This is a genomic window from Pedococcus sp. P1_H8, from assembly GCF_056405175.1.
Genome location: NZ_JBFUCP010000382.1, coordinates 1 through 390 on the forward strand (window position 1 = coordinate 1; position 390 = coordinate 390).

Below are 390 nucleotides of genomic sequence, written 5' to 3' on the forward strand. Positions count from 1 at the left end.
ACCTGGTCCGTCACCTCGCGGACGGCTGGGCGGGCGAAGCCGCCGACGCGGCCCGCGAGCGGATCGGCGCGCACTTGGGCCGGGCCCGGGAGGAATGCGCACGGGTTGCCGTCGTGCACGAGGCGATGACGGACGCGGTCCGCGTCGCCCGGACCGCACTCGACGCCGCGTCCGAGGTTGCCGCCGGCTTCGACGCACCCCTTGTCGCCGGGCACACCCCCGCCGAGGTGGACCTGATGATCACTCGCACGGCCGACGCAGGCGCATCGTGGCTGCGCGAAGTTCTTGTCCCACAGGTGCAGTCGCAGGCCGCCGCGTTCCTCGCGCTCTGCGACGCGACGACGCGGGCGGTCGAGGGGGCTCGGCACCTGCTCTCGGATGCGCTGGACC

At 74.4% G+C, this 390-nt stretch carries 1 protein-coding gene; it reads left to right on the plus strand.

Annotated elements, in window-relative coordinates; translation table 11 throughout:
- Positions 1–390 (plus strand): hypothetical protein (locus AC1DYG_RS20470; protein ID WP_477641668.1); only part of this gene is annotated, 390 nt, incomplete at both ends.